Here is a 22,915-nt window from a genome sequence, read left to right as displayed (position 1 = left end):
CAACTCGGGCGAACGGTCATCGGCGTTGGGGCGAACGGCTTGAAACAAGGTGTAAATTCACGGAGTAGCGGCAGAGTCAAAATTCATGAGACGGATGCACCCATGGAATCTGAAGATAAAGATGAGCTCCTGGAGACCCGATTGGTTCGGGTCCGTGGCCAGGTGCAGGGCGTGGGTTATCGGGAGGCCTGTGTACGACGGTCGAGACAACTGGGCGTCACCGGCTGGGTCCGCAACCGTATGGACGGCTCGGTGGAGGTGATGCTGCAGGGTTCACCGGAGCAGTTGGCGGTCATGTGCGCCTGGCTCGGTGAGGGCATGTCGGCAGCGCTCGTCGATGAGCTCGAGGTAACCGAAATTCCGCCACCGTTTGCCCGCTTTGACAACTTCGAGCGGCTGCCCACGTTGTAGGTGCAAGGTCGTCAGGGCCGCACGCGCCGCGTGAGCCTTTCTAAAGCCTCGGCTGTAAGATTCGCAGCATCGCCTGCCCGCCAAAGTTTTTGAGTGGAAAGTAGGCGCGGTGTGTCTCGACGTCTATCGTCACGACGTGCGTCCCAAGGCGGGATTTGAGGCGGTGATGACTGGCGCCATACAGCGCGGGCTGAGCGAGGACGAACTGCTGCACGAAATGAGCCAAATGCTTGACTCGCTGCTCGCGCATTTCGCTGCGGTGGAAAAGAGCGCCGCCACGCGACGGAGGTGGACGGACTTCTGAACGATTCCGTAGTAGTTTTCTCCGTTCAGTATCCGTTGCCAATCGCTATGGGAAACCCGGCGTCGTAGCCGCACCGCTTGCGCGATTTGGACCACCGCTCTGGGGTAACGCCGCCGAGGTATCGGCTCACCGCTGAACATTCAATCGCAAGCTGAAGCATTCGGAGTTTCAAGTGCAACAAAGTCAACCGGTGCCGGACAACGAAATGAGCAATCAGCGCATTCAGGCGGTCGAGTCGGTCACCATTGGCCAGGCGCTTTGGTACTGGCTCAAGCTAGGCTTTATCAGCTTCGGAGGTCCGGCCGGGCAGATTGCCATCATGCACCAGGACCTGGTCGAACGAAAACGCTGGATTTCCGAGAAGCGATTCCTGCATGCATTGAACTATTGCATGGTACTTCCCGGACCAGAGGCGCAGCAGCTCGCCACCTACATCGGTTGGCTGATGCATCGCACGTGGGGTGGCGTGATTGCAGGAGGCCTCTTCGTCCTGCCGTCGCTTTTCATCCTGATCGGACTATCCTGGGTCTACATGGCTTTCGGCAGTGTTCCGGCTGTGGCAGGCGTGCTTTACGGCATCAAGCCGGCGGTCACGGCGATTGTCGTCTTCGCCGCGTACAGGATCGGCTCTCGCGCACTGAAGAATGCGTGGCTGTGGTCGATTGCGGCGGCCGCGTTCGTCGCTATCTTCGTTGCAAACGTCCCGTTTCCTCTCATCGTCCTGGTCGCCGGGATCGTCGGTCACTTTGGAGGCAAGTACGCTCCATCCAGATTCGTTGTTGGTGGAGGGCACAAGGGCGGTGACAAGGCGTTCGGTCCCGCACTGCTTGACGACGACACACCCACTCCCCGGCACGCGCTCTTCACATGGAAGCGATTCACTGTCGTGCTTGCTGCCTTCATGCTTATATGGCTCGCGGCCATCGCGGTACTTTCGCTTGTGTACGGCTGGACGGGAACACTCACGCAAATGGCCTGGTTCTTCACGAAGGCCGCCCTGCTGACCTTCGGGGGCGCGTACGCGGTGTTGCCGTATGTCTACCAGGGTGCAGTCGATAACTACCACTGGTTGACCGGACTGCAGATGATAGATGGCCTGGCGCTCGGCGAGACCACGCCCGGACCGCTCATCATGGTGGTTTCCTTCGTTGGTTTCGTTGGCGGCTGGAGCAAGGCAGTGTTCGGACCGGACGCAATAATGGCCTCTGCTGTCGTCGCGTCCATCGTCGTAACGTTCTTTACGTTCCTGCCGTCTTTCCTGTTCATTCTGCTCGGCGGTCCCTTCATCGAAACGACCCACGGTAATCTGAAATTTACTGCGCCGTTGACAGCCATCACTTCCGCTGTGGTTGGCGTCATCGTGAACCTTGCCGTGTTCTTCGCCCTTCACGTGTTGTGGCCGCATGGCATGCATGGTGGATTCGAATGGTCCTCGCTGCTTATAGGTGTGGCTGCCGGTATCGCGCTGTTCCGGTTCAAGGTCGGGGTAATACCGGTCGTGCTGACATGCGGTGTAATCGGCCTCGCGCTGAGACTGTTCGTTTTTTGAGCCGCCTTTTACAGCAGCAGTCGCCGCTGCTGCTTACGCTGTCGCACGCCAATAGAAGATCAAATAGGCTTTTACCGCAGGCTGCGACCACGAGCAGTGCCCTTGGCGAGACGCCTGCGGCACCCGGCTGCCACGAACGAAACAATACCCCTATCCCCTATGGTAGACTCCAAACAATAATATACCCCATGGGGGTATCTGGAGAGCACGATGAGTCATACGGTTCAAGAAAAGCAAAGACTTCTTAACAGGGTTCGCCGTATCAAGGGGCAGGTTGAGGCCATCGAACGGGCGCTTGAGGAAGAGCATGGTTGTTCGGATGTCCTGCAGCGGATTACGAGTTGTCGTGGAGCGATGAACGGCCTGCTTGCCGTGGTGCTGGAGGACCACATCAGGAATCACCTTGTCGATGCGAACGACGGCGAAGAGCCGGCCGGCAGTGCGACCGAACAGCTCATCGAGGTTGTTCACAGCTATTTCAAGTAGGTTTCGAAATGAATGATTTCAAAGACGCCGCATTCGGCGCAGGACATGACCATATCTTTCTGGGTGCCGGTCATGAAAAGAACGAGCGGAAGACATGGGCTGTGATTGCGCTGTGCAGCGCGATGATGCTCGTTGAAATCGTTGGCGGCAGTATGTTCGGCTCGCTTGCGCTTGTCGCCGACGGCCTGCATATGTCGACGCATGCTGGAGCAATGCTGATTGCAGCGCTGGCGTACACCTACGCGCGCAAGCACGCCACCGACTCCCGCTTCGTGTTCGGTACCGGCAAGCTCGGTGACCTTGCGGGGTTCACGAGCGCCATCGTGCTTGCGATGATTGCAGTGCTGATTGGCTACGAGGCGATGTCGCGTTTTCTGTCGCCGGTACCCATTCACTTCGGCGAAGCGATTCCTATCGCGGTGGTCGGCCTGCTGGTCAACCTGGCAAGCGTGTGGCTGCTGAGCGGCGGTGACCACGGCCATAGTCATGGTCATGGCCATGAGCATGGTCACGACGACCATGCTCATGAAAACGAGGTGCGAAAGATTTTTGCGCCGTCCGGTGTGTTTGCCGTTTCCATCTTCGAAGATGGGGTGCCACCCGTTTTCCGCATTACACCGGCGACGGAGGGTTCACGACTGGACGCTTCAGCGGTGTCCGTTACGACGGTACGGCCCGATGGGACGCAACAGGTATTCGCGCTGGCGGATCGTGGCGGCTATCTGGAATCGAAGCAAGACATTCCCGAGCCGCATGCTTTCAAGGCCATCGTGCGAATGCCGGATGGCAAACACGAAGTCGAGTTCGAAGAGCATGAGCACGGCCACGACGCGCATGAGGCTGCGACCCGTGATCACAACATCCGGTCAGCCTACATTCATGTCATGGCTGATGCGGCGGTCTCGGTGCTGGCCATCATCGGTCTGGTGCTGGCGCGCGCGTTCGGCTGGTTGTGGATGGACCCCCTGGCGGGCGTGATTGGTGCGCTGGTGATTGCAAACTGGTCATACGGCTTGATGCGAGACACGGGCGCAATCCTGCTCGACATGAACTCCGATCGACGTATGGCAGAGAACGTGCGTCATGCTATTGAGGACCGTGGCGACAAGGTCGTCGACCTGCACGTATGGCGCGTGGGTCCAGGTCACATGAGTGCGGTGGTGTCGGTGGCAACAGGTGAACCCCAGCGAGACTCGCGTTTCTATCATGCAGTACTCGAGCGCTTCAAGGGGCTGTCGCATGTCACCGTTGAAGTGCGACCATCACAGGCGGCGGCCTGACCCATGCTCTTTCGAGGGTAAGACCAGCTTGTCCGTTGGGTGTTTTCTTACTGCGATATCGCAAGCCCATTCCCATCATTCTTGGCGTGCTCGCCGCGACGACAATCCGCAAACGAAGAACGTCGCCGCCTCGCGATAGCGCCGGACCGGTCAGAAATTTGGCACGGCCCCGCCAGTGAGCCATACCGCGTATTACAAACGGTTACCGGAGAGACTACTCGGTTTCACCGAGCACTTTCCGCGCCGTCTACGATGTTGTGCCGGACCCTTTCAGGCGGTCCGCATAATCTGAATGGAAAAGCACCATGAAACGCGTATTGGTTTTAACCGCGCTGGGAGTTTCCCTGGGATGTGCATCCAGCTCGGCACTGGCTCACGCGGACATCGGCGTCTTTCTTGGCGTGCCCGGCCCAGTCTACGCGGCACCGCCTCCCGTCGTCTATCAACCGCCTCCGGTCGTCTACCAATCGCCGCCCGTCGTCTACGCGCCAGTACCGGCCTATGGCTACGGATATCAGGACGAATACCGGGAGGAGCGGCGTTGGCATGACAATGGCCGGCATCGTGGTTGGTACAAGCACCACCATGACGATGACGATGACTGATGCATCGTTGTGGCGGGCTCAGTGATAGAGCTCGTATCGTGGAAGCGATCGCGCCGCAATATCACTTTCCGAATACTCTGTCGCCAAGCACAATTTTATGCATGTTCGAGGGGTAGACCCACTGAAGCGCCTGGCATTCGATAAGCTTCATGAACGCCGGTGGTCCGCTGCAGATTACATGTGAGTTCGCGTGGGTGGGGCTCAATGCGTGAGCCGTAGCGTTCGCAATCTGCGCCTCGCTTAGACCGATTCGGTGGTTAACCTGAGCATGGTCGCGAAGTTCGTCCAGATCCGTCCGGAAGACAGCTCGCTCGGGTGTTCTAGCGAAATTGTGAATTTCCAGGCAGCATCCCGCCACTGATGCGATATGCCTTGCCACACCTGCGATAGCTTTGACTCCAACGCCAGCTGAGAACAGGATGTAGCGCGCGCTTTGGTCTATGACAACGGCAGTGTCTCGCGGAACGCCTACGTAAATTTCGTCTCCTCGGTTCCACGAGAATTCTGAACTTGCTCGTGCCGTCTCGCTATCGTCCTCTTGCCGGATTCCCAGTAAAAACGCGTCACGTCGTGAGGGAGCGTGCCATAGCGGGTACGACCGCACGGCTCGGCTTCCATTGCCTCGAGCGAGGTCGACTATCGCTCCGTCTTCGAACGACGGTAGTTCCAGCCGGTGCTTTATCTGCAATTCGACTGCGTGATAACCCTGGGCGAGTGGCCACTTCCGAGTCACAATCGCTGCAATCATCTTGTCGTCCATATTTGCTCCATTACGAACTGCGAAGGATGGGAGGGTGCTCCAGATGACATTGCAGAATTGCGGCCGACCCGAAGCTTTATGTTCAGCCGGATTCAGAGTAGGGCGCGTCTATGTTGACCGCAAGATGCGATAGTTGAATGCCGTCTATATGACATCCTTGATAATCATTCGTGTGCTGGCTGCTACTGCTTGCAGTCTACGGCGCCTTTCTCGCACAAGGGACGGCCGCCGCCGACGCCACGCAGAATCAGGCGGGACGACCTGCGCATCCTCTTTGCTCTCAAACATCCGATCGATGCGACTCGCTAAGGATAACTACGGGAAGATTGTCATGCTCCTTTAGCAACCTACGCTTCAAGTATTGCGTCGAGGGCTGCGAAGGATAGTGGAGTCGTGTCGCGTATCCAGGGCGGGGCGGTTCTCCGGCCGCCTTTTGTCGTCCGCGAAAGCCGTTTTTTTGGGGCCGCTTCTTCGGGTTAGCCCAAATTCAACGCCGCTGCGGGGCAGTATTAGAATTAGTGATACTAGGTCGTAACATGCTGTTTTTCTGAATTCGTCACCATAAACTGGTTTCCAAGGTGCTCTTCACTTGAGCACCAGAACGAGAGACAGGAGACGATTGTGAACAAACACATATTGCTGGAGGACTTGCCGCTTCGCCCCTTCCACGTGGGAGTTGCCTTCAGCGGAACGGGCGGGCAATTCAGTGATGGTTTCGTCTTGGGAATTATCGGAATTGCCGTCAGCATGGCTGCCGGTCCGCTTCATCTCGATGCCCTATGGATGGGACTGCTTGGGGCGGCGTCGCTTGCAGGGCTCTTCTTTGGCAGCATGCTGGCGGGCCCGATTGCGGACAAATACGGCCGTCGGACGATTTTTGCGTTCGACATGCTGCTCTTCGCGGTGGTCTCCGCTGCCCAGTATTTCGTGACGTCGCCCGAGCAGCTGCTGGTCTTGCGCCTCGTGCTCGGGTTCATTCTCGGCGCCGACTACGTGGTAAGCAAATCCCTTGTGACGGAATATTCGCCTCGTCGCTATCGTGGGCGTCTGCTTAGCGTGCTCGCGGCGGCGTGGGCCGCCGGGTACGTCGGTGCCTACCTGGCCGGCTTCGCGATGCGGGATATCGGCCCTGACGCATGGCGCCTCATGCTGGCGGCAAGCGGAGTTCCGGCCCTGCTGATTCTTCCGTTCCGGCTGATCGTGCCCGAATCGCCGATGTGGCTGATGAAGCGTGGCCGCGGCGATGAAGCGCTTGCCATCATCCATCGCAAGTTCGGTCCAGAAGTCATGCTTTCGAAGCAGACCATGGCGCCTCAACAATCGCGCGGCGCCTGGTCGGAACTCTTCTCACCGCGTTGGCGCAAGAACACTATCGTTGGCTGCGTCTTCTACACGTGCCAAGTCATTCCTTACTTTGCGTTGGGCACCTTTTCACCGAAGGTTCTTGAGGCGCTGCAAGTAAAAGACAAGTTCGTGGGCGGCCTCGTCTACAACATCCTGCTCTTTGCCGGCGCAGTGATTGGCCTGCTGCTTATCGATAAGCTCTCCCGTCGCATGTTCCTCATCGGGACCTTCTACTTTGCGGCGCTTGCCTTGGCTGTGCTCGCCTACGCCAGCTTTGGACCCATCGGCACGATGCTGGCGTTCGGGCTCTTCGCATGCATTCTGTCAGCCGCGGCAAACCTCGAATTCGTCTATCCGCCCGAACTCTTCCCGACCCACCTTCGAGCATCCGGCGTCGGCTTGGCCGTCGCCTCAAGCCGTTTCGGTTCGGCCATCAGCACATTCCTGCTGCCGCTCGCAGTTCAGCATGTTGGCATTCACGCTGCGTTAGGTGTCTGTGTTGCGGTGCTGCTTGTCGGCGGAGTCTTCTGCCATGTGCTGGCTCCGGAGACGGGTGGGGAAAACCTCTCGGACGTAAAGTCCGACGTTGCGGGCGAAGACCAACCAATGGCTGAGGAGCGACATGACGTATCCATCGCTACCTCAGCGTTGAGACGCAGCAAAACACGGTTCTGATTGCCCATAGAGAATTGGCGGTCCGGACGCGGGAACACAGGCCAGTACGCTCTTATCAGGACGCGCCATGTCGCCAATCAAACCCATCGATATGCATGCAGTACAGGTCTTTGTCGCCGTCGCCGAAGAGGGAAGCATGTCGTCGGCGGCAGCCAGGCTGGGTATTTCTCAATCAGGTGTGTCGCAAATCATTCGGCAACTCGAGGAAGAATTGGGCGTCGTCCTCGTCAACCGCACGACTAGGCCGCTGGCGCTAACACCCTTTGGCATCGCACTTCGAAATCGCGGCGCCGTTTTAAGCGAAGAGATTGCGAATCTGAAGGCGCAGGTCGTAGAAGCCGGACGAGGCATCAAGCCGGACTTGCGTATCGGGCTGGTCGATTCGTTTGCGTCTACTTGCGGCTCAGTATTTACAAAGAACTTGCTGGGAAAAGTTTCGCAGCTGTCGATACGTACCGGGTTGAGTCCCCAGCAGGGAGAAGCGCTTCTGCGGCGTGACCTCGACCTGATTGTCACGAGCGACCCGTTAATGGATGCGAATGACGTGGTTCGGTATCGACTTTTTTCGGAGCGCTACTTCGTCATAACGCCGAAGGCACTGAGGAGACCCGTGCGAACCGTCGAGGATGTACGAGCGCTTGGCAACAGCTTGCCCATTGTTCGATTCAATCGCACTTCACAGGTTGGGATGCAGATTGAGCGATATTTGCGACGAATTGAAGTGCGGCTTCCGAACCGGCTTGAACTGGACAACGCCGATGCGTTGACCTCGATGGTTGCGGAAGGAATTGGATGGGCCATCACGTCCCCAATGTGCCATCTTCAGGGGGTGACGCATGCAGGCAACGTCGCTATCCATGTAGTTGAAAAGTTGGGTCTCGAGCGTTCTCTGTACCTGGTGGCGCGCAGGGACGAATACAACGCATTTTTTGATGACGCGTGCGATACCGCGCGCGAGGTCATTGAAACGTCATTCTTGCCGAGGCTGAAAGCCTTAGGCGGAGAAATAGAGAAACTTATTACCGTTGGCGAAAGGAATTCTTATGAATAAGCTTACTCAAGGTGAACAGCGAGTCGAACGTGACTATGTCGGTGAAGTCACCATTCCAGGCGACAAGCTGTATGGAGTCAACACGGTTCGCGGAGTTGACAACCTCACGGTTTCGTCTCTGAACATCGCCCACTACGCGCAGTTCCGAGACGCTTTCGCCCAGGTCAAGTGGGCTGCGGCTCTGGCCAACTGCGACAACGCGGTTCTGACCAAAGAGCAATGCGAGGCCATCGTCAAAGCGTGCCAGGAAGTCATCGAGGGGCACTTTGACGCTTCGTTCGTGGTCGACCTGATGGAGGGGTCGGGCGGGACATCCACCAACATGAACTTCAACGAGGTCATCGCCAATCGCGCCCAGCAGCTTTTAGGTCACGCTGCCGGAAACTATGAAGTGACTCATCCGAATGACCACGTCAACCTGTCCCAATCTACGAACGATGCCTATCCGGCGGCGTTGAAAATTGCGACGTACGCAATGCTCGACCCGTTGATCGAAGAGCTCACACAACTTGCTGCCCTGTTTGATAGCAAAGCCACCGAGTTCGCTGACATACTGCATCTCGGCAGGACTTGCCTGCAGGACGCCCAGCCCATGCGTCTGGGTCAACTGTTCGGAGGCTACGCGTCTCTGACACAGCGTTTGGCAGAGGAGCTCATGGCGGTCCGGCATAAGCTCCGAACACTTCCTTTGGGTGGCACCGCAATTGGAACCGGCTTCGGCGCGCCCGCCGGTTACCGTGCCGCTGTGTACGCGCACCTTCGCGACATCACCGGAGTCGACTATCACGCGCCAACGAATCCGTTCGATGCAATGCAGAACATGGATGTGTTCTCACGCGTTTCGGCTGAACTTCGCACGTGTGCTGTATCTCTCGCGAAAATCGCATCCGACCTGACGGTCCTGTCGTCGGGTCCTGTTGGCGGCCTTGGAGAGCTGAAGCTGCCGGAAGCGCAGGCCGGATCATCCATCATGCCGGGTAAGGTGAATCCTGTCCTGCCGATGGCGATGATTCAGCTGAGCTTCGCGGTTGTTGGAAATGACGTTGCAGTTGCGCAGGCAGTGCAGTACGGCGAACTGGAAATCAACCATTTCGAGCCCGTGGTCGCGTCGCGCGTTTTCGACAGCATTGCGCTGCTCACAAACGGCATTCAGCGCTTCTCGCAGAAGTGCGTCAAGGACATCAAGGCCGATATTGCGCGCAACGAGCAGCATTTGATGGAATCCATGGCGGTTGCCACGGCACTCGTTCCGAAGATTGGCTACGCTCGTGTAAGCAAGCTTGCGCGCCAATCCGTGGTCGAAGGCCGCTCTCTGGTCTCGATTCTGGACGAGTCCGGCCTGCTTTCCAAGGAAGACACCTTCGCGGCAATTCGCAAGGCGTCGTATCCTGTGTTTGACGCGTAAGCGTTCGCTGCGAGCGAGCCGACCTGGAGCCGTTGCGGTTCCGCTCGCTTTTTGGTTAAAGATAGACAACAGCATGCTAGGAAAAGACGAGCTACTGAATCTCCTGGAACAAAGGGAGATTCCATTTTTCTGCGAGGAGCATGATTCGGTGCTCAATATGGCCGAGTCTGAAAAGCTGACGCTTTCGCTGGAAGGAGCACGCTGTAAAAACTTGCTCCTCCAAGATAAGAGGGGCCGGTACTTTCTCGTAGTGACGGCCGCCACCAAATCGCTTGACCTATCCGCGGTCGCCGAAGCTCTGGGTAGCAAACGGCTTTCGTTCGCGTCCGCAGACAAGCTCTTCGAATTGCTGGGAATACGGACTGGCTCTCTGAGCCCCCTCGCATTGGTCAATGATGATGCCAGGTGTGTTCGACTTGTCATCGACTCAGGACTGGCCCGGGAGTCGACGTTTCTGTTTCACCCGCTTGAAAACAATGCAAGCGTGTCGCTTTCGCGAGCAGCATTGGATGACTTTCTCGCGAGCGTAGACCACCCTGCAGATTGGCTGGACCTCGCTGCCCTGTCCGCCGACGCGCCACGTATAAGAGACGAAGTGTAGAACCGACTACTGCTATCTCTGTGCGCCAGATGAAGGAAGTGCTTGCGCTTATCAAGCGTCTTCGTGACCAGGCACCCGAACCCGCAGTCGAACCGGTTTCACGTTCGTGCCACAATACGCGCGTCGGCACGCCTACATGAAAGGGGACAGGCTTGAGCAAGAGCGCCGCGGCGACCACCGAGACATGGCATATGGACGACGCTACTGCGGGCGTGTGGATTCGCGCGGCCCATCTCGGTCGGAAGATAAAGGTCGAGAAGGGCAGCATGATTTATCGTCAGGGCGAACTCGGCTTTACCTTTTACTTTCTGCTTTCTGGCCGTATTCAGGTCTCGATTTTTCAAAGCGATGGCGCCGAGTTCATGCTTGAAATGATGGGGCCATGGGCGATGTTTGGCGAGTCCCCTGCAATGGACGGTTTTCCGCGCATTGCGACAGCCATCGCAGCTGAGGATTCGGAACTGATTGAGTTCGACATCAGGGTTATCACAGGCGTCATTCCGTCCTGCCCGGAACTTGCCATCTCCCTTATGCGCATTGTTGCGCTCAAGCAGCGGATCCTGGCCTCCCGCATTCAATACCTTGCACTTCCGAAGCCGGAGATGAGAATCGGGGAGCTGCTGGGGCGGCTGGCAGACCTGTACGGCGAGAAGCGCGAGAACGGGACGCTGATATCCATCCCTCTGACGCACGAACAAATCGCCGCAATGACGGGCGCGACCCGCGTCACTGTCACACGCGCACTGAAGCGGTTGACGACGCTCGGCGCGATTGAGCTCCGGCAGCGTCGCATCTGGGTGCTCGATTCGTCCAAACTTCTCGGCTGATTTGGTAACTCGCTATACAGACTGCAGCCTGGTCGGTCACTTAAAGTGGTCACGTTGGAATCAATGTCCCCGTACTACTCCAGTTGATTGAAGGACTGCCATGAGCAAAAAAATCGAGCGCCTGCGTCTTCCTGACGATGACGCAACCTTCGGAAGCAATCGCATTTTCGACCTGTTCCAGTATTCGCCGGCCGTGACGGCCAACGGGCTGGTGTTCATCGCTGGGCAAATCGGTCTGCGCGCCGACGGGTCGATTCCGGAGGACCCGAAGGAGCAATTCGACGTCGCATTCAAGCGCATCGAAGCCGTGCTCAAGCATATGGACCTCGATTTCACGGATGTCGTCGAGCTTGTTTCCTATCACGTCGATGTTGGCTCGCAACTCGCCACCTTCCGCGAGGTAAAAGAGCAATACATCCGCTCCGACTTCCCGGCATGGACCATTCTCGGCATCGCCGCGCTGGCTCGCCCTGAGCTTATCGTCGAAATCAAGGTCGTCGCTGCGACCCGCAAGTAATTTTCACGCCGGAGCAGAAGATTCTCTTCGCTGGTGACTTCGTGGAATACCAGTCGACTCCCTTTGCGGCGATGCCTATTTCCGCGCGTGGCCCATACTTTGGAATGCCACCTAATATCATGAGTACTCGAGTGAAAACTGACGGATTCGCCTTCGTAGAATTCGTCTCATCCCGACCGATGGAGCTCGTCGATCTCTTCGAGCAACTTGGCTTCTGTCTTCGCGCTAAGTCCAGGAGCGGCATGCTCCTGATGACACAAGGCGCGGCAGTGTTTATCGTTAATGGGAATCCGAACGCGTTCGAGTCCCGGCATGGTGCGTCGGTGAGGGCGATTGGCGTTCGCGTCAACAACGCACAGGCTGCACGCGAGCAAGCAGTGGCCGGCGGTGCGGTTAGCGCCTCTGCCGAAAAGGAAGGAGCGTTTGTCCTCGACACGCCGACGATTCTCGGTATCGGAGACAGTCTCGTGTACTTTGTTGACAGCGACTTCCGCGAAATCTTCTCGCTTCCGGTTGAAGTCCGAAACACGCAGGAAGGTGACGCCAATATCCTGGCCGTCGATCATACGTCGAATATTGTCCACCCCAAGAACCTCGATTTGTGGGCCAACTTCTACCGCGACACGTTCGGCTTTGCGGAGAAGCAGTATCTCGAAGTCAAGGGGCACATGTCCGGAATGCGCGCGCGCTCAATGGTGAGCCCGTGCGGCCGCGTGTCGATTCCGGTGGCAGCTGCCGCCCATGACCAACCTGGTGTGCTCAACCAGAACGATGAATTCATCCGTGACTACGGTGGCGAAGGGATTCAACACATCGCGCTGCTGACGTCCGACATCGAAGACACCATTCAAAAGCTCGGTGCCGCCGGCGTCGAGTTTATGGCGGCGCCATCGCAGAACTATTATGACGGAATCGATAGACGTCTTCCGGGGCACGGCCTCGACATCAGGCGTCTGGCTGAGCGTGGCATCCTGGTCGACGGTAAGGGTCCGCAGAAGATTCTGCTCCAACGCTTCACGAAGCGCCAGATTGGCCCGGTCTTCTTCGAAATTATTGAACGCCGCGGAGAAGATGGATTTGGCGAAGGCAATTTCAAGGCGCTGTTCGAATCGCAGGAGAATCAAGGCGCTGTTCGAATCGCAGGAGAAGGACCAGCAACAACGCGGCCCACGCAGTTGATCGCGCGGCAGGGGCTTCGATAGTCCCTGCCGCCTACTGCACTCCCAAGAGGCGGCCCAAAGGACGAATCCAATGCATCGCCTGTGGGACTTTGCCAATCGCCTTCGACCCATTCCCTAAACATGGTCGCCGAGAATCTTGAAGGAATGAAGCCACGACTGAGCAGGACATCCGAAAACATCTCCTATCCCGGTACGACGCATGGATGACCGCCGTGGCGAAGGAAGACCTCGACGCGATAGCGTCAATCTACGCGAGTGACGCCGTATATCATGCACAAAAGCAGACGTTCGCTTCATTCCTTCGTCCCGCCGCGCCGGTGCTCTCGATGCGTTGCGTGCTCTGTCAGCAGCCGTCGCATGGTAGCCAGTAAAATTTGCCCATCTACGGGCTTGCGAAGGAAACCGTCGTAGCTGACGAAGGCGGGTGGACTAGGCTCTCCTGAAACCAGTACGAAGACAACATCGGCTAGTCCGGGAAGAGTGCGCAGTTGGTGACAGAGTTCGCTTCCCGACATCACCGGCATACGCCAGTCGGCAACCACAATGTCCACAGGAAATTCGACGAACATTGCCAATGCTGATTGGCCGTCGCGCGCGCCCCTAACCTCAAATCCATCAGCGGCACAACTGGCGCTCCATGCAGCCAACGTCTCCTCATCATCGTCTACCAGCAATACGCTTGTCATACGCAATTGTCCGAGCCGCCACATGATGTTTGGCAGCCTGACGCTGGCTAAAGTTCACACAAAATCTCGTCGACACTGCACGCCTGTAGCGCTCGTGTCGTTTCGCATAATGTCCTGTTTAAGCAGCGTAAACGGCTAACGGACGCCGACCGGTCACTCCAGGTAAAAGTGACCAAGACTGCAACCGAAAGTCAGCGAATCGCTACCGACAAAATCGCCTGGAAGCGCGGCGAACTGGAGGACATTCAGTGCGCCGCGCGTAAGGCGCGGGACTCACGCATCTATCCTGAGCATTACGCGCCCGTGATGGCCATGGAAAATGGTCAGCTCGTTGTAAAGACCGCCACTACTTCCAGACCGAAGTTATCGGTCAAACTCCTTCGTTTGGTCGGCTTCTTCAAACTTTTTGCCCAGACCCGTTGGCACGAGAATCAGAGACCGGTCCGTCGAATCATAGTTTTCGGCCAGCTTGAACGCTTCAGAAATGATTGTTTGCACGTCCTGCCGCAACATGGTCACGTCGAAAGGTAGATTTGCCGCGAATGGGTCCCAGTCGAAGCAGCCAACAACCGCAGACTTCCACGCGTCAGGCGGCAACGTTGACGTGAACTGAACCACCCCTTCAAACGCGGTAATCGAATTCATCAGCAAACCGGCCGGAAGTCGCCCAAGCTTTTCACAGCGAATCGTGAGTGCGCGTTTGGCAGCAGCGGCGTTATATCCACAGCAGTCGATTGCATCTGCCGCAGGCGTCATTTGACGAGCTTCGAAAGCGTCTCTGAATCCTGCGATACGCATCTCAGTCGCATATTCATCCGCGACACCTCCTAGCAAGACCAACTCGTCTGGCGCCGCGCCGCGTGCTAGCAGCTTGTCAATCAGCACGTCCGTAATAGCTTGAGCGCCTTTGCGGTTATCGGATACGACCGACGGCGCACCGTCACCTGGCAGGTCCAGATTGATGGAAGGGACGCCCGCGGCCGAACAGAGCTCGTTCAATGGTGTCGGGTTACGCACGCCGGCGATAAATAGCAGTTCAACCCGCTGCGAAAGGAGTGTTTCGGTAACGCTCACCTCGACTGCGGGGTCGCGCTGAGTGCCCACGACTATTGGGCAAAGTCCGCGACTACGAGCCTGCTCTTCGAAGGTCTCGGCGAGCCCCGCAAAAAAACGGTTCCGATAATGGGGAAGAACCATACCCACCAGACCCGAGCGCGACAGCCGCAGTCCTCGAGCTTTCATGTTGACGTTATACCCAAGCTGACGCGCGCTTTCGAGTATTCGGTTCGCAGTCTCCTCTTTGATTCGATAGCGGACCCAACTGCCGTTCAGCACCATGCTGACCGTAGCCGTCGAAGAACCTGTCGCCTTTGCGACGTCATAAATCGTGGACTTGCGTCCGGGGTTGCTGCTTGCCATCAAGTTGCTCCGAGGGCATTGCGCCGTTATGTCCCGAAAAGGTAGCCGTTTCCCGACAGTACCCAATACCAGGGTTTTTCCGGCTCGACCGAAGTGCTAAATAGATTCAGCATACACCCACCCGAACTGCTAAATGGATTTAGCATCTTTAGCAAGATGCGAAGTCGGGCCTTTAATCACTCATTTAGGGCGTCTGCGTGCCCAGGCGTCTACCGGAGGAGACATGTTCAAGAACATCATCCGCACTTTGGGCGCCGGCGCAGTCGCGCTCGCCTTGACGACGAGTTTTGCATCGGCCTCGCCTGACAAGCCTGTAATTGGTGTCGTTGTGAAGATTGGCGGCATTCCATGGTTCAACGCCATGGAAGCGGGCATCAAGAAGCGCGCCGACCAACTCGGCGTCAAGGCATTCATGGTCGGGCCGACGAGCGCTGACCCTGCGCTCCAGGTACGAGCAATCGAGGACTTGATTGCGCAGCACGTAGACGTCATCGGCGTCGTGCCGAACGACGCACAGGTTCTGGAACCCGTTCTTCAGCGCGCCAGAGCCGCCGGTATCAAGGTCATCACCCACGAGTCACCGAAGCAGCAGAACGTGGACTGGGACTTTGAACTGGCCTCGTCCAAAGGTTTCGGCGAAGCTTACGGAAAACGCCTTGGCGAGGCGCTGGGCGGGAAGGGCGAATACGCCGTTTTCGTCGGTTCGCTGACAGTGCCGCTCCATAACGCCTGGGCGGATGCGGCAATCGCCTACATCAAGGCCAACTATCCCGGGATGACCCTCGTCGGCGATCGCTACGGCGTCGCTGAAGACGTGGACGCGTCGCGCAAAACCGCGCTTGACCTGATGCGCGCTCATCCTAACTTGAAGGGCATCCTTGCGTTCGGCAGTCAGGGCCCGATTGGGGCGGCTCGCGCCGTCGCGGAGCAGCAGGCGAAAGGAAAGGTCCTGGTTCTCGGGCCGTTCTCGCCTGGACAGGGCCGAAAGCTCGTCCACGATGGCGTGTTGAGCGGCGGGTACATGTGGAATCCGGAAGTCGCCGGCGAAGTGTTTGTGACGCTGGGCACGATGCTCGTAAAGGGGCAGCCGATTAAGGACGGCACGAATATTCCGGGTCTGGGTGTTGTTCATCCCGACGGTCACAACCTGATTGTCGACCAACTTGTCGACCTCAACGCGAAAACCGTCGACGACCTCGCAAAGATGGGCCTCTGACCGCAATCCTTTTAGGGAACGGGTGAGCGCGGCTGTAGCGCTGCTCACCCGGAAGTTAACGGTACGACACATCTGGTCGCCAGCCAGTCGCGTGCAAGTACCATCGGAGCGTTTCCATGAGTCAACCAGCTTCCATCAACGTCCACCGTTCTCAACGAGGTGATGCGCACATGGCATCGGGCGCGCTCGACGGCGACTGCATGCCACTGCTCAAGCTCGAGAACATTTCCAAAATCTTCGGTGGCGTTAAGGCGCTGCGGGCCGTGAAGTTCGACGTCATGCCCGGAGAAGTTCTCTGCCTTGCGGGCGAGAATGGCTGCGGCAAGAGCACCATCATCAAGATTATCAGTGGGGTCTATCAGCCGGAGCCTGGCGCAGTGATGCTCATGGACGGTGAGTCAATCGAAGGGCTCGACCCGGCCAGGGCCCGTGACCTCGGTATTCAGGTCATCTGGCAAGACCTGGCGCTTTTCCCCGAAATGACCGTCGCGGAAAACATCGCTTTCGAGCAGAACTTGGGGTCTCGTCCGCGTGTCGTTAGATACGGAAAGATGAAGGAGGCGGCCCGCCGGATTCTCGAGCGGCTCGGAGTATCCATCGACCTCAACCGTTCTGTTCGCTCGCTATCAATTGCCCAGCGCCAAGTTGTGGCAATCGCCAGAGCGCTTGTTCGCGACGCACGTCTTGTCTTCATGGACGAGCCGACTGCCTCGCTCAGCCATGCTGAGACCGAAGCTCTGCTGAAAATTGTCCGGCGACTTTCTGCGGACGGAATTGCCGTGGTGTTCGTCAGCCATCGGCTCGCTGAAGTGCTGGACGTCTGCACCCGCGTGACCGTTTTCCGCGATGGACAGTACGTCGGCACCTTTCCCACCGAAGGGATGACGCAAACCCGCCTCACGGAATTGATGACGGGCCGAACTTTCGACTATGAAGTACGCACGACAGACCTGACGAAAGCGCCGGTTGTGCTGGAGGTACAGGGGTTATCGCGAGCCCGTCAATACCATGACGTGTCGTTCAAAGTGCGACGAGGCGAGATTCTTGGCATGACGGGACGCCTTGGCGCAGGAAGAACGGAAGTTGCATTGTCGCTTTTCGGAATGACGCGCCCAGGTGCGGGTTTCATCCAGCTCGACGGAAAAGACATTTCGCTGCGCACAAATCGTGATGCTATCCAGGCAGGGATAGCCTACGTGTCTGAAGACCGACTCCAACTCGGCCTTGTCCAGCCGCAATCAATCGGAGACAACACGGTCGCGGCGGTGTTGGACAACCTTCTGGATGGCACCCATCTCATTGCTGCGAAAAAAAGAAACGCGCTGATTCAAGACTGGATTCAACAACTGGCCGTGAAGATTGGAAAGCCGGACGATGCGGTCTCCACACTGTCGGGCGGCAACCAGCAGCGCATCGTGCTCGCCAAGTGGCTGGCCACAAACCCGAAGCTCCTTATTCTGGATTCGCCCACCGTCGGCGTCGATGTCGGCGCCCGTGCCGGCATCTTCGCCATCATTCACAAGCTCGCTGCTGAGGGTATGGCCATCTTGCTGATATCGGACGAAATTCCGGAGGTCTATTTCAACTCCGACCGAATTCTGCATATGCGCGACGGCCGCATTGTTAAAGAGTACGTGCCGGGAATGACAACGATGGAACAAATCGAGCGAGACGTCCATGCCTGATTTTCGCAAACTCGGAATCGGTTCGATCGAGGCCCTCCTGATTCTCGTAATCGCCATCATGGTGATTGGCCTCAGCCTTTCAACCTCGACATTCCTTACTCTTCCCAATCTGTTCGACCTGCTCAACCAGAGTTCCGTCAACATCATTTTCGCAGTCGGGCTATTGGTCGTCTTGATTGCTGGTGGCATTGATATCTCATTCGCCGTCGGTGCATCGGTGGTTCAGTACCTCACTGCGTTGACCGTGATGCGACTCGGTGGTGGTAACTGGGCTCTCGGCTTCATTGTGTCCGCGTTTTTTGGATTTCTGCTTGGCTCAATCAACGCCACGATTATCTACAGATTTCGCATTGTTTCAATTGTGGTGACGATTGCCACGTTCAATGTGTTCTTCGGCGGGTTGATGTTTCTCACGGGCGGGGTCTCTATCTACGACCTGCCGGACTGGTGGACGGACAGAGTTTCCCTCATCCATTTCAACACCGCGAGTGGCAATGCGAATCTCGCACTGCCTGTGGCCGTGATGGTCGTCATGGTCATAGCAACATGGTTTCTGCTGCGGCGCACGACAACCGGTCGACAGCTCTACGCAATGGGCGACAACCCCGAGGCGGCGCGACGCGTGGGGGTCAACATAGGTGCGATGCATTACATCGCCTTTGGATGGCTCGGCATGATGGCCGGCATTGCCGGACTCATGCAAGCCCACTACGTGCAGGAAGTCGTTCCGAATGCATTTTACGGCCGCGAATTGGATGTGCTCGCTGCCGTAGTGCTCGGTGGTGCAAGGTTGGGCGGCGGCCGCGGCACGATTCTCGGCGCCATCCTCGGCATCCTCCTGACCGCTATCACCGCCAACGGCCTGAACTTGCTCGGCATCTCGCCGTACGCGTTCAAGATGATCATCGGAGCCATCATCCTCATCGCCATTACCTTGTCGAGCGGCGGCTTCGCCAAGCTCGTCGGAGCGCGATTCACGTCACAAAGCGTAAAGGCCTCGTCATGAAAATGTCCTCATCTCAACGCGCGCCGCTCGTACCGGCAGACGTCGCCGGGTTGCTTGGATTTCTCATCCTGGTCGTCGCTGTCCTGAGCTTCGCATCTGACCGCTTTTTCTCGGCGAGCACATTCGTGTCGGTAGCGTTCCAGTTACCGGAGCTCGGGTTCTTTACGCTGGCCATGCTGATGCCTTTGATTTCCGGCGGCTTCAATCTCTCGGTGACTTTCACTGCGAACATTTCGGGGTTGGCCATGGCGTGGGTGCTTCGTACGTACGGCGGAGCGGACGCCGGCGCTTTAGCCGTCATCCTCGGCATCGCTGCCGCGTTGGCCACAGGCGCCGCCGCCGGTTGGGTGATGGGCGCCGTCATTGCGCGTACGGGAGCAAGCCCCATCCTCGTGTCCTTGTCGATGATGATTTTCTTGCGCGGATTGGGGGAGTTCCTCACTCGTGGCGGCGACATCTCCGGGTTCCCGCCGTTTGTGCGCGAAATGGGCAACGGGGTCTTCCTCGGCGTACCGATTCCCCTCCTGATTTTTCTCGGCTGCGCGTTAATTTGGCACGTTGTCATGACACGGTCGCGGCTAGGCTTCGCCACACGCATGATTGGTTCGAATCTGGAAGCAACGCGATATTCCGGCATCGCGACGACACGCGCCGTCACCCGAATCTACATGCTGTCGGGGCTGATGTGCGGCGTCGCTGGCGTGGTGATGGCGGCCCAGTTCAACTCGGTTCGCGTTGGCCATGGCGAGGCCTTTCTACTCATCTCCGTGCTTGCGTGCTTCTTGGGTCGCGTGGACCCATTCGGCGGGTTTGGTCGCGTGGTACCGGTCGTGATTGCACTTGTGATTCTGCAGGTTATCGCTTCTGGCCTCAATTTGCTCGGTGCCAACCAACACCTGGCGACTGCGCTGTGGGGCGTGTTCTTGCTTGCTGTGATGCTCTTCCGTTGGGCATGGGCGAAGGGCATTTCGAAAACTTTGGTCCGCAGGCGCGTGACCGCATCTGAAGGAGTTACACAATGAATAAGCTTGGCGTACACGCACTGGTATGGGCTGGCGACCTCACCCCCGAATCGACTCGCAAAGTCTTGAGCCAGACCAAAGCTGCTGGTTTCGACCTGGCTGAACTGTCGTTGCATGGTCCGAAGGTCATGGACCTGGCGCTCACGCGGGATTTGCTGCAAGAGCATGAGTTGGATATCGGTTGCTCGCGCGGTCTCACCTTTGATGCGGACGTGTCCAGCGAGGATTCTGCTACGGTCGCACGCGGGGTTTCGATGCTGGAGGAAGGTATCAGCGTCACGGCAGAGCTGGGTGGCGGCTACTTCGGCGGGATTCTTTATGGTGCGATGGGGAAATACAACGCACCGGTTACCAAGCAAGGCCGTCGTAATGCGATTGATTCGCTCAAGCGCATTGCTGATTTCGCGTTGAAGAAGAACGTGACGCTTGGGCTTGAAGTGGTAAATCGCTACGAGAGCAATTTGCTGAACACCGCTTCGCAGGCGCTTGCCATGATTGACGAGGTCGATGCGCCCAATGTTGTCGTTCACCTCGATACGTATCACATGAACATTGAGGAATCCGATTTCATGCAGCCGGTTCTGCAATGTGGCAAGCGTCTTGGCTACGTTCATATCGGGGAAAGCAATCGCGGGTACCTCGGGTCGGGGACGATCGATTTCTCTCAGTTCTTCCACGCACTCGCCATGATTGACTACAAGGGCGTCGTAACTTTTGAGAGCTTCTCCTCGACGGTCGTCAACGAGCAGTTGTCGAATGCGTTGGCAATCTGGCGCAACCTGTGGGACGACGGTATGGACTTGGCCAAACATGCGCGGGAGTTCATCGCTGGTGGCATCAACGCCGCCGCAAAAGCAAAAACGCACCACTAGACACCTGGCGGGTGAAGTAAGTGTCGCGACAATGGCTCGGCAATCGGGCTTTGGCGAGGATAAGAAGAGTTCTCGCCGACCGCCACTTTTTTGGAGTACGCTGGATTATGTCGACGATTGAAGACCGCTATCTCGGTCGCCTCCACCAGTTAGTTTCTGACGGGCGGCGCTACATCCTCGGTTTGGTTGGCGCGCCGGGTGCTGGCAAATCAACACTGGCTCAAGCAATCCTTGATGCTTTTCCCGGAAAGGCAGTGGTTGTGCCGATGGACGGGTTTCATCTTGCGAATATCGAACTCGCGCGGCTCGGTCGCGCATCCCGCAAAGGTGCGGAAGATACATTTGACAGTGCGGGGTATATTGCACTTCTGAGGCGCCTGCGTGAGCAGCGTCACGACGAAACAATCTACGCTCCCACGTTTCGCCGGGAAATTGAAGAACCCATCGCCGGCGCAATCCCTGTGGCGCCTGATATGCCGCTTGTAATCACTGAAGGGAATTACCTTCTTCTCGAGCACGGCCATTGGAAAGCTGCGCGACCATTGCTTGACGAAGTCTGGTATGTCAACGTCGACCCGGACCTGCGACGGCAGCGTCTTGTTACTCGGCATATTGGTTTCGGCCGGGACCAGGCTGCAGCAGAACAATGGGTTCAGAAAACTGACGAAGTGAACGCGACCTTGATTGATTTAACTAGAGAGCGAGCCGATGTTCAATTCCAGTGGTCATCGTAAGGCAAATTCATGGGTTCTGGCACCCCACGAAGCGATGCACCATGCGTTGCCTTCCTCGAGTATCTTTGGATTTCCAGTTGATCATTGATAAAACTTCGCGATGGAATCAATCAAGCGCTGGACGTTGAAATGGGAACACGGCGAGGCGGAGGTTCAAGCACTTGGTGGAATGCTTGCGCCGGTGCGCTTTGACCTTGGAGGCGGACGTTCTGTCTCTCCGCTGCACGTTGCTCCCTGGGAGGATGATGTGCACCGACCTGGACTTATGCGCGCGTTGCGCGGGGAATGGCCTTGCCTTCCGTTCGGAATGGTCGACGTACCTACGGGCTTGCCGCCCGATTTCCGGATTCGTGACGCCGATGATGACTGGGCTCACGGGTATGGCGCGAATCACATGTGGCAACTGGTGGAGCAAAGCGACCGCATGCTCACGCTTCAAATTGCCTACCCCTCTGACAGCGAGATTGAGAGGCTTGAGCGCAAGATTGAAGTTGAGCCTGACGCACCCGCGCTGGTCGTCTCACTTACGGTCCATGCACGTCGTGACGTGAATTTGCCGTTCGCCCTTCATCCAACTTTTGCTGTTCCAGTGGGAGGCGTTGAAATCCTCGCTTGCGAGTATCAGGCCATCTACAGCTACCCGGTTCCACCAGAGCCCGGCGTCTCGCGAATTCTGCCGAACAGTACCATCTCGACCCTGAAGGAAATTCCGACCACGCAAGGGCTGATGGACGTGACCCGCCTGCCGTTGCCCGAAACAACCGAGGAATTGTTGCAAATCTCAGAATGTAAGCCGCCGTTTGTGTTGCGGTATCCGGAGCAGCACGCCGATGTATCTCTCGACTGGAATGCGGAAGAGCTTCCCGATGCGTTGCTTTGGATTAGCAACGGTGGGCGTACACACGAACCCTGGTCAGGGCGACACTTCGCTTTAGGGGTGGAACCGGCCAACAGCTTCTTTGACCTCAGCCGGGTGGCGATGCCGCCTGCCAATCATCCGCTCGCCGCCCGCACCGGAATGGTCTTCAAAGCAGGAGTGCCGCGGACCATTACGTACCGTTTGTCGGTACGGCGCTATGAAGACTAACGGCTGCAAAGGCTAGAACCGACATTGGAACGACTTTGACCGCCAAAGCGAAGGCCAATGCTACGAAACCGCTGAGCGCAGGGTTGAGACCGGACCCCATGGCATCGGCTTCGCCGTAAGAGAGGGTCGGGTACCGCTGCACCGGCAAGACTTTGGCGGCGTTCCGGACAGACAGAAAGCCGCGCGAGCCTG

22 protein-coding genes are annotated in these 22,915 nt (G+C 57.5%); 20 read left to right on the top strand and 2 right to left on the bottom strand.

Translation table 11 applies throughout. The annotated features are described in order from the left end of the window. The first annotated feature begins 102 nt into the window (after positions 1-102). The 13 genes from B0G74_RS14915 (at position 103) to B0G74_RS14850 (ending at position 13,017) form a co-directional block, all read left to right on the top strand. Positions 103-411: an acylphosphatase gene (locus B0G74_RS14915; RefSeq protein ID WP_132375587.1), complete on the top strand. Its 309-nt coding sequence runs from the start codon at positions 103-105 to the stop codon at positions 409-411. 109 nt (positions 412-520) lie between these two features. After that, positions 521-715, top strand: a complete 195-nt coding sequence (locus tag B0G74_RS14910; RefSeq protein ID WP_132375585.1) for a hypothetical protein — start codon at positions 521-523, stop codon at positions 713-715. A gap of 205 nt (positions 716-920) precedes the next feature. Further along, complete coding sequence (gene chrA, locus B0G74_RS14905; RefSeq protein ID WP_132375583.1) at positions 921-2,264, top strand: chromate efflux transporter; 1,344 nt, start codon at positions 921-923, stop codon at positions 2,262-2,264. A 210-nt stretch (positions 2,265-2,474) separates the two neighbouring features. Next, on the top strand, positions 2,475-2,750 hold the full coding sequence (locus B0G74_RS14900; protein ID WP_132375581.1) for a metal/formaldehyde-sensitive transcriptional repressor: 276 nt from the start codon (positions 2,475-2,477) through the stop codon (positions 2,748-2,750). An 8-nt stretch (positions 2,751-2,758) separates the two neighbouring features. Then, positions 2,759-4,030, top strand: a complete 1,272-nt coding sequence (gene dmeF, locus B0G74_RS14895; protein ID WP_132375579.1) for a CDF family Co(II)/Ni(II) efflux transporter DmeF — start codon at positions 2,759-2,761, stop codon at positions 4,028-4,030. Between the two features lie 305 nt (positions 4,031-4,335). Further along, on the top strand, positions 4,336-4,635 hold the full coding sequence (locus B0G74_RS14890) for a hypothetical protein (protein ID WP_132375577.1): 300 nt from the start codon (positions 4,336-4,338) through the stop codon (positions 4,633-4,635). Between the two features lie 1,381 nt (positions 4,636-6,016). Next, the gene (locus tag B0G74_RS14885) at positions 6,017-7,414 is read left to right on the top strand and encodes an MFS transporter (protein WP_207915648.1); all 1,398 of its coding nucleotides are present in this window, start codon (positions 6,017-6,019) and stop codon (positions 7,412-7,414) included. Between the two features lie 67 nt (positions 7,415-7,481). Further along, positions 7,482-8,465 carry a LysR family transcriptional regulator gene (locus B0G74_RS14880; RefSeq protein ID WP_132375575.1) on the top strand — a complete coding sequence of 328 codons (984 nt, stop codon included), beginning with the start codon at positions 7,482-7,484 and terminating at the stop codon, positions 8,463-8,465. Further along, on the top strand, positions 8,458-9,870 hold the full coding sequence (locus tag B0G74_RS14875; protein WP_132375573.1) for an aspartate ammonia-lyase: 1,413 nt from the start codon (positions 8,458-8,460) through the stop codon (positions 9,868-9,870). Before B0G74_RS14880 ends, B0G74_RS14875 begins: the two co-directional genes overlap by 8 nt. A gap of 73 nt (positions 9,871-9,943) precedes the next feature. Continuing rightward, positions 9,944-10,471, top strand: coding sequence for a prolyl-tRNA synthetase associated domain-containing protein (locus B0G74_RS14870; protein WP_132375571.1), 528 nt, complete (start codon positions 9,944-9,946; stop codon positions 10,469-10,471). 152 nt (positions 10,472-10,623) lie between these two features. Then, complete coding sequence (locus B0G74_RS14860) at positions 10,624-11,298, top strand: Crp/Fnr family transcriptional regulator (RefSeq protein ID WP_132375569.1); 675 nt, start codon at positions 10,624-10,626, stop codon at positions 11,296-11,298. A 100-nt stretch (positions 11,299-11,398) separates the two neighbouring features. Continuing rightward, positions 11,399-11,815 carry a RidA family protein gene (locus B0G74_RS14855; protein ID WP_132375567.1) on the top strand — a complete coding sequence of 139 codons (417 nt, stop codon included), beginning with the start codon at positions 11,399-11,401 and terminating at the stop codon, positions 11,813-11,815. Positions 11,816-11,946: 131 nt separating this feature from the next. Then, on the top strand, positions 11,947-13,017 hold the full coding sequence (locus tag B0G74_RS14850; protein ID WP_243658187.1) for a VOC family protein: 1,071 nt from the start codon (positions 11,947-11,949) through the stop codon (positions 13,015-13,017). Positions 13,018-13,289: 272 nt separating this feature from the next. Here the strand turns inward: B0G74_RS14850 and B0G74_RS14845 are convergent, their stop codons facing one another. Continuing rightward, complete coding sequence (locus B0G74_RS14845; RefSeq protein ID WP_132375565.1) at positions 13,290-13,682, bottom strand: response regulator; 393 nt, start codon at positions 13,680-13,682, stop codon at positions 13,290-13,292. 363 nt (positions 13,683-14,045) lie between these two features. Then, complete coding sequence (locus B0G74_RS14835; RefSeq protein WP_132375563.1) at positions 14,046-15,101, bottom strand: LacI family DNA-binding transcriptional regulator; 1,056 nt, start codon at positions 15,099-15,101, stop codon at positions 14,046-14,048. Between the two features lie 223 nt (positions 15,102-15,324). On the opposite strand from B0G74_RS14835, the gene B0G74_RS14830 reads away from it, so the two are divergent. The 7 genes from B0G74_RS14830 (at position 15,325) to B0G74_RS14800 (ending at position 22,723) form a co-directional block, all read left to right on the top strand. After that, positions 15,325-16,317 carry a substrate-binding domain-containing protein gene (locus B0G74_RS14830; RefSeq protein ID WP_132375561.1) on the top strand — a complete coding sequence of 331 codons (993 nt, stop codon included), beginning with the start codon at positions 15,325-15,327 and terminating at the stop codon, positions 16,315-16,317. Positions 16,318-16,487: 170 nt separating this feature from the next. Beyond that, positions 16,488-18,002, top strand: a complete 1,515-nt coding sequence (locus tag B0G74_RS14825; protein ID WP_165923906.1) for a sugar ABC transporter ATP-binding protein — start codon at positions 16,488-16,490, stop codon at positions 18,000-18,002. After that, positions 17,995-19,008 (top strand): ABC transporter permease, encoded by a 1,014-nt coding sequence (locus B0G74_RS14820; RefSeq protein ID WP_132375557.1) that lies wholly within the window; start codon positions 17,995-17,997, stop codon positions 19,006-19,008. The genes B0G74_RS14825 and B0G74_RS14820 overlap by 8 nt, the downstream gene beginning before the upstream one ends. Next, on the top strand, positions 19,005-20,030 hold the full coding sequence (locus B0G74_RS14815) for an ABC transporter permease (RefSeq protein WP_132375555.1): 1,026 nt from the start codon (positions 19,005-19,007) through the stop codon (positions 20,028-20,030). The genes B0G74_RS14820 and B0G74_RS14815 overlap by 4 nt, the downstream gene beginning before the upstream one ends. Further along, a complete protein-coding gene (locus B0G74_RS14810) occupies positions 20,027-20,902 on the top strand; it encodes a sugar phosphate isomerase/epimerase family protein (RefSeq protein ID WP_132375553.1) in 876 nt (291 codons plus the stop codon). Before B0G74_RS14815 ends, B0G74_RS14810 begins: the two co-directional genes overlap by 4 nt. Before the next feature lie 107 nt (positions 20,903-21,009). Beyond that, positions 21,010-21,636 carry a nucleoside/nucleotide kinase family protein gene (locus tag B0G74_RS14805; protein WP_132375551.1) on the top strand — a complete coding sequence of 209 codons (627 nt, stop codon included), beginning with the start codon at positions 21,010-21,012 and terminating at the stop codon, positions 21,634-21,636. Between the two features lie 100 nt (positions 21,637-21,736). Continuing rightward, complete coding sequence (locus B0G74_RS14800) at positions 21,737-22,723, top strand: hypothetical protein (RefSeq protein ID WP_132375549.1); 987 nt, start codon at positions 21,737-21,739, stop codon at positions 22,721-22,723. The last annotated feature ends 192 nt before the right edge of the window (positions 22,724-22,915 follow it).

The sequence above is a fragment of the Paraburkholderia sp. BL9I2N2 genome, assembly GCF_004339745.1.
Lineage (GTDB): Bacteria > Pseudomonadota > Gammaproteobacteria > Burkholderiales > Burkholderiaceae > Paraburkholderia.
This window is presented reverse-complemented; position numbering and strand designations above follow the sequence as displayed.

Excerpts from the sequence above, each read along its gene's own strand:
- B0G74_RS14815 (WP_132375555.1), top strand. The coding sequence starts at position 19,005 with ATGAAAATGTCCTCATCTCAACGCGCGCCGCTCGTACCGGCAGACGTC.
- B0G74_RS14805 (WP_132375551.1), top strand. The coding sequence starts at position 21,010 with ATGTCGACGATTGAAGACCGCTATCTCGGTCGCCTCCACCAGTTAGTT.
- B0G74_RS14915 (WP_132375587.1), top strand. The coding sequence starts at position 103 with ATGGAATCTGAAGATAAAGATGAGCTCCTGGAGACCCGATTGGTTCGG.
- B0G74_RS14855 (WP_132375567.1), top strand. The coding sequence starts at position 11,399 with ATGAGCAAAAAAATCGAGCGCCTGCGTCTTCCTGACGATGACGCAACC.
- B0G74_RS14835 (WP_132375563.1), bottom strand. The coding sequence starts at position 15,101 with ATGGCAAGCAGCAACCCCGGACGCAAGTCCACGATTTATGACGTCGCA.
- B0G74_RS14830 (WP_132375561.1), top strand. The coding sequence starts at position 15,325 with ATGTTCAAGAACATCATCCGCACTTTGGGCGCCGGCGCAGTCGCGCTC.
- B0G74_RS14800 (WP_132375549.1), top strand. The coding sequence starts at position 21,737 with ATGGAATCAATCAAGCGCTGGACGTTGAAATGGGAACACGGCGAGGCG.
- B0G74_RS14870 (WP_132375571.1), top strand. The coding sequence starts at position 9,944 with ATGCTAGGAAAAGACGAGCTACTGAATCTCCTGGAACAAAGGGAGATT.
- dmeF (WP_132375579.1), top strand. The coding sequence starts at position 2,759 with ATGAATGATTTCAAAGACGCCGCATTCGGCGCAGGACATGACCATATC.
- B0G74_RS14890 (WP_132375577.1), top strand. The coding sequence starts at position 4,336 with ATGAAACGCGTATTGGTTTTAACCGCGCTGGGAGTTTCCCTGGGATGT.
- B0G74_RS14880 (WP_132375575.1), top strand. The coding sequence starts at position 7,482 with ATGTCGCCAATCAAACCCATCGATATGCATGCAGTACAGGTCTTTGTC.
- chrA (WP_132375583.1), top strand. The coding sequence starts at position 921 with ATGAGCAATCAGCGCATTCAGGCGGTCGAGTCGGTCACCATTGGCCAG.
- B0G74_RS14825 (WP_165923906.1), top strand. The coding sequence starts at position 16,488 with ATGGCATCGGGCGCGCTCGACGGCGACTGCATGCCACTGCTCAAGCTC.
- B0G74_RS14820 (WP_132375557.1), top strand. The coding sequence starts at position 17,995 with ATGCCTGATTTTCGCAAACTCGGAATCGGTTCGATCGAGGCCCTCCTG.
- B0G74_RS14810 (WP_132375553.1), top strand. The coding sequence starts at position 20,027 with ATGAATAAGCTTGGCGTACACGCACTGGTATGGGCTGGCGACCTCACC.
- B0G74_RS14900 (WP_132375581.1), top strand. The coding sequence starts at position 2,475 with ATGAGTCATACGGTTCAAGAAAAGCAAAGACTTCTTAACAGGGTTCGC.
- B0G74_RS14875 (WP_132375573.1), top strand. The coding sequence starts at position 8,458 with ATGAATAAGCTTACTCAAGGTGAACAGCGAGTCGAACGTGACTATGTC.
- B0G74_RS14845 (WP_132375565.1), bottom strand. The coding sequence starts at position 13,682 with ATGACAAGCGTATTGCTGGTAGACGATGATGAGGAGACGTTGGCTGCA.